The organism is Kitasatospora sp. NPDC015121 (genome assembly GCF_055562955.1).
Map to the genome: position 1 here is coordinate 1 of NZ_JBVHEH010000080.1, position 6084 is coordinate 6084.

General features: G+C 63.0%; 1 protein-coding gene. It reads left to right on the top strand.

Going from position 1 to position 6084, the window contains the following annotated elements:
• Nucleotides 1-25: 25 nt before the first annotated feature.
• Nucleotides 26-6084, top strand: a 6059-nt coding sequence (locus ACZ3J7_RS40715) for an amino acid adenylation domain-containing protein (protein ID WP_465628449.1), incomplete at its 3' end; no start/stop codon positions are given.

The window sequence follows — 6084 nt, forward strand, 5'->3', positions numbered from 1 at the left end:
TGTCGGTGGTGGTTCGCGTGCGGCGTTGACTGCGCAGGTGCGTCCGGCGCAGGTGCCGTTGTCGTTTGCGCAGCAGCGCATGTGGTTCCTCAACCAATTGGACCGCGAATCGGCAGCCAACAACATTCCGATGGCGATCACTCTCACTGGCGAGTTGGATCAGGCGGCGTTGTACGACGCTGTCGTGGACGTGTTGAAGCGTCACGAGGTTCTGCGCACGGTCTACCCCGAGGTCGACGGTGCCGGCTACCAGCGGATCTTGCCGGTGGCGGCAGTTCCGGTGAATCTGGCTCCCGTGCAAATCGAAGCATCCGACATCGTGGCGGCGGTGACGGACTTCGTCACGTCAGGCTTCGACGTCACCGTTGAGGTTCCATTGCGGGCCAAGCTCTTCCAGCTCGCGGAGGACTCGTTTGTACTGGCGATAGTGATTCACCACATCGCCACCGACGGTTTCTCGATGGGTCCGTTGATCCGCGACGTGATGACCGCGTACTACGCCCGCTCACAGGGTCATGCCCCGACCTGGGCGCCGTTGTCGGTGCAGTATGCCGACTACGCGTTGTGGCAGCGCGAGGTTCTCGGTTCCGAGGGTGACACGGAATCCGTACTCGCAGAGCAGATCGGCTACTGGGCCAAAGCTCTCGACGGAGTTCCGGACCAGATCACCTTGCCCAGTGACCGCGCGCGTCCAGCCGTGTTCACCGGCCGGGGAGCCACCTACAGCTTCCCGATTTCCGCGGATGTTCACCGCGGACTGGCCGCTGTGGGTCGCGAGCACCAGGCATCGCTGTTCATGGTGATGCACTCGGCGTTGGCAACACTTCTTGCCCGGTTGTCCGGCACCACCGACATCGCAGTTGGCACCCCGGTCGCCGGTCGCGGTGAAGCGCAGCTCGACGATCTGATCGGCATGTTCGTCAACACGCTCGTGCTGCGTACCGACGTCGATCCGGGGATGCGTTTCCTCGATCTGCTTACTTCGGCGCGTGAGAGTGATCTCGCGGCTTTCGCTCACGCAGACGTGCCGTTCGAGCGGCTGGTCGAGGTACTCGATCCGGTGCGTTCGCAGGCTCACAACCCGTTGTTCCAGGTTGCCTTGGCATTCCAGAACCTGGGGCAGAATAACCTGACGTTGCCGGGACTCGATATCACTGAACTTGATATCGCGGAAACTGTAGCGAAGTTCGACCTTCAGTTGACCCTGGTGGAAGCTGCCGATGGTCACGGCATGACTGCGACCTTCACCTATGCGACGGATCTCTTCGACGAGGGGACAGTTGTCTCCTTCGCCGAGCGGTTGACTAGGATTCTCGAGGCCGTCGCCGTGGATGCGACGCAGGCTGTCGGCGACATCAACATCCTCGAAGCGCCTGAGCGTATCGAATTGACCAGTCAACGAGCGTCCTCGGGCATCGAGCCGAAGCCGTTGGCCGACATCCTGGCCGAGACCGCGTTGCTGTATCCCTCCAACGAAGCTCTCCGCTATGAGGATCGATCGATGACGTACGCCGAGATCGACGAGTGGTCGTCGCGCCTCGCCCGCGTCCTGATCGCTCGCGGTCTGGGCGCCGAAGACCTGGTCGCAGTGTCGATTCCGCGTTCCATCGAATCGGTCCTGCTGGTGTGGGCGGTATCCAAGACAGGTGCCGCCGTTGTTCCCATCGATCCGCACTACCCGGCTGACCGCATCGCGCATATGGTCTCCGACTCGGGCGTCTCGGTCGGTCTGACTCTCGAAGCTGAACTCGCAGGGCTTACCGACACCGTCGAGTGGCTTGCGATCGACAGTGCTGCTTGCGCGGAATTGATGGCAGCGCAGGATAGTTCACCGATTCGTGAAGATGAGCGTGTGCGCCCCGTCCTTCCGGCGCATCCGGCCTGGGTGATCTACACGTCGGGCACAACAGGCTTGCCCAAGGGTGTTGTTGCTACGGGAGCAGGCCTCGCGAGCTTCAGTGCAACGCAGGCACAGCACTACCTGGTGACGCCGAACTCCCGCACGCTGCACTTCGCGTCGCCGAGTTTCGACGCGTCGATGCTCGAACTGTTCCTGGCTGTCGCGACAGGCGCTGCCATGGTGATCGTCCCGACATCGATCTTCGGCGGCGACGAATTGACCGCGCTGTTCAAGTCCGAACGCGTCACACATGCCTTCATCACGCCCGCGGCGTTGGCTTCCATGGATCCGTCTGGCCTGAACGATCTTGAGGTGGTTGGTGTCGGCGGTGAGGCGTACTCGCCGGAGTTGATGGCCAAGTGGGCGGATCAGCCGAACCGTCGACGTACGTTCCTCAATGTCTACGGTCCCACCGAGACCACTATCGTCACCAATGTCAGTGTGCCGCTGATGCCGGGCGACCGGATGACCATCGGCGAAACCATCGGCGACATGGCCGCGTTTGTTCTCGACACACGTCTGCAGCCCGTTCCGGTTGGCGTTGCCGGTGAGCTGTACCTGTCGGGTCCCCAGGTCACCCGCGGATACCATCGCCGCCCGGGATTGAGCGCGGATCGCTTTGTTGCCAACCCGCACGGCCTGTCCGGTGAGCGCATGTACCGCACCGGTGATGTTGTGCGTTGGACTGACCGATACCAGGTTGAGTACGTGGGCCGCAACGACTTCCAGGTGAAGATCCGTGGGTTCCGTATCGAGCTCGGTGAGATCGACGCGGCACTGACGGCACATTCGGAGGTCGAGTTCGCCGCGACGATGGGCACCACGCTGACGTCCGGTGCTCCGGCGCTGGTGTCGTACGTGTTTGTCGGCAAGGAATCGGCTGTCAGCTCGGCGGATCTGAGTGAGTTCGTTTCACGCACTCTGCCGGCGCACATGGTGCCTGCGTCGATCATGGTTCTGACCGACATGCCGCTGACCCCGGCCGGCAAGCTGGACCGAAAGGCTCTGCCGGAGCCGGTATTCGAGGTCAAGGAGTTCCGCGCTCCCACGACCGAGATGGAACGCGTCCTCAGCGAGGTCTTTGCCGACGTTCTCGGCCTCGATCAGATCGGTACCGACGATTCGTTCTTCGCTCAGGGCGGAGACTCGATCATGTCGATCCAGTTGGTGTCCCGGGCTAAGGCCCGCGGTGTTCTGTTCACGCCCAAGGACGTGTTCGAGAACAAGACGGTGGCTGAGTTGGCAGAGGTTGCCGTCTTCGGCTCCGACGCCGATGCGATCACTGTTCTCGCCGAGATCGAAGGCGGCGGCATCGGTTGGATGCCGCTCACGCCGATCAAGCGATTCATGTTCGAACGGCCCGGCAGCTTCCAGCGTTTCAACCAGTTGTTGACGCTGGAGTTGCCGCTCGGCATCGACCGGACCGGTGTTGTCGACACACTGGCTGCCGTCATCAATCACCACGACATGTTCCGTTCGCGTCTGGTCGATGATCAGCGTGGTCCGGGCATGGCTGTGTCCGCGCCCGGAACCGTCGACGTGGATTCTTTGGTGCGACGGGTGCTGGTGGACCCCGCGATTTCGGGCGCAGACCTGACGGCCATCGCGTCGGGTGCTCTCGACGACGCTCTCGGCCGGTTGGATCCGGCCGCCGGTGTCATGGCTCAGTTCGTGTGGATCGACTTCGGTGACACACGCACCGGCCGATTGATCATGGCTGCGCATCACCTGATCGTCGACGGCGTCTCCTGGCGAATCATCGTGCCGGACTTGATTTCCGCGTGGGCTCAGCGCAGTGGCGGAAGTGCACCCGTGCTCGAACCGACGGGCACGTCCATGCGTACCTGGGCGCACTCGCTCGCTGCGGAATCACGATCAGACAAGCGACTGGCAGAACTGCCACGTTGGCGCAAGACGCTGTCGACTCCAGACCCGATTCTCGGTTCGCGGGCGTTCGATCCGTCCGTCGACGTTGCGGCAACAGTCGAGCGTGTGCGCGTGGAGGTGCCCACAGGCGTCACTGAAACCCTGCTGACAACTCTGCCCGAGGTGTTCCGCGGCGGAGCCAACGACGGTTTGCTGGCCGGACTTGCTCTGGCACTGGTGCGCTGGCGCCGTGAGCGGGGCATCGACACCGAAGCGGCACTGCTCCAGCTCGAGGGCCACGGCCGCGAAGAGGGCGTCGTCCCGGGTGCCGATCTCTCACGCACCGTCGGCTGGTTCACGGCGGCCTTCCCCGTCGCACTCGACCTTGCCGGTATCGACATCGACGACGCCTTCGACGCCGGAGTTGCTGCGGGAGCGGCGATCAAGGCAGTCAAGGAGCAGTTGCTCGCCGCTCCCGACAAGGGTGTCGGCTACGGACTGCTGCGGTACGTCAACGACGACACCTGCACTGAGCTGTCGAAGCTGAGCAGCGGGCAGGTCAGCTTCAACTACCTGGGTCGCATTGTGGCGGAGGATATTCCGGCTGCAGCGCAAGGCCTCGGATGGATTCCGGCACGCGACTTCTCCGATGTCGCTGCGCCGGAAGACCCGGACATGCCGGCCAACAAGGTTGTCGACATCAATGCCATCGTCAACGACGGCCCTGACGGCGCGGTGCTCGAAGCGTCGTTTGCCTTCCCGAACGGATTGCTGAGCGCCACCGAGGTGCAAGCCCTGGCCGACCTGTGGGTCGGAGCACTCACAGCGCTGGCGCAGCACGCACAGGCCGTCGGCGCAGGCGGACTCACGCCGTCGGACGTGCCGCTGGTAACGCTGACCCAGCAGGATCTCGACGGGTTCGAGCAGCGTTTCCCCGCGGTGCAGGACGTCTGGCCGCTGGCTCCGCTGCAGTCGGGTCTGCTGTTCCACGCTGTCATGGCCGAGTCCACCGTCGACCTGTACTCCGTGCAGATGGTTCTCTCGCTGTCCGGCCGCGTCGACGCGGATCGCCTCCACGCCGCAGCACAGGCCATCATCGATCGTCACCCGAACCTGCGCACCGCATTTGTGGTCGACGGAACGGGTACGCCGGTCCAGGTAGTTCTCGGTGACATCGACGTGCCGTGGCGCGAACTGGATCTCACCACAATCGCTGACAGCGAAGAACGACGCCGCGAGTTGGATCGGATTCTTGTCGAGGACCAGGCCACGCACTTCGACATGTCGAACCCGCCGTTGATCAAGTTCACGCTGATCAAGATCGCGGCGAGCGAATACCGCCTTGTTGTGGCAAACCACCACATCATCCTCGACGGCTGGTCCATGCCGCTGCTGCTCCAGACGCTCCTCGGCCACTACGCCATGCGTGGGAACATTCCCGCTCAGACGCGGTCACTGAGCTACCGGAACTACCTCGCGTGGCTGGTCCAGCAGGATCGCAGTGTGTCCATGGATGCCTGGGCGAAAGCGTTGGGCGGCGTCGAAGAGCCGACGTTGTTGGCTCCCACCGTCGTTGGTCAGGAATTCAGTGCGCTGTCGCAGAAGTTGCAGATCTCGCTCAGCGAATCGGTGACCGCGACACTGACCGGTTTGGCATCGAGGACCGGCGTTACCGCCAACACGATCGTCCAGGCTGCCTGGGCAATTCTGCTGGGACGCATGACCGGTCGCCAGGACATTGTCTTCGGTGCCACGGTCTCCGGCCGTCCGCCACAACTCGACAGCGTCGAGAAGATGGTGGGTCTGTTCATCAACACGCTGCCCGTGCGTGTCCAACTGGATCTGGCCGAGTCCGTCGAGGCATTGCTCTCTCGGGTTCAGATCGAACAGGCGGGATTGCTCGATCACCATTACCTCGGCCTGACCGATGTGCAGAGCGCCGCGGGCGTCGGCGGACTCTTCGACACTCTGGTGATCTTCGAGTCCTACCCGGTCGACCGTGACGGTCTTGCAGCGCAAGCAGAGTTCTTGGACGGCATGGTGATCGACGATGTCGCCTCCGACGATTCCACGAACTACCCGCTCACACTGCTGATCGGTCTCGACGATCAACTGCACCTGACGCTTCGTTACCTACCCGACTTCTTCGACGAGTCGTACGCGCAGGCCCTGCTGGGTCGCCTCGAGACTCTGCTGACAGAAATCGGTGAAACGCCGTCCACTGCGGTCGGTGACGTCGAGGTCATGACGGCGCCTGAGCGTGCTTTGGTGCTCGAGTCGTGGAACGACACGTCTCATCCGGTTGTGGGTGGGTTGTT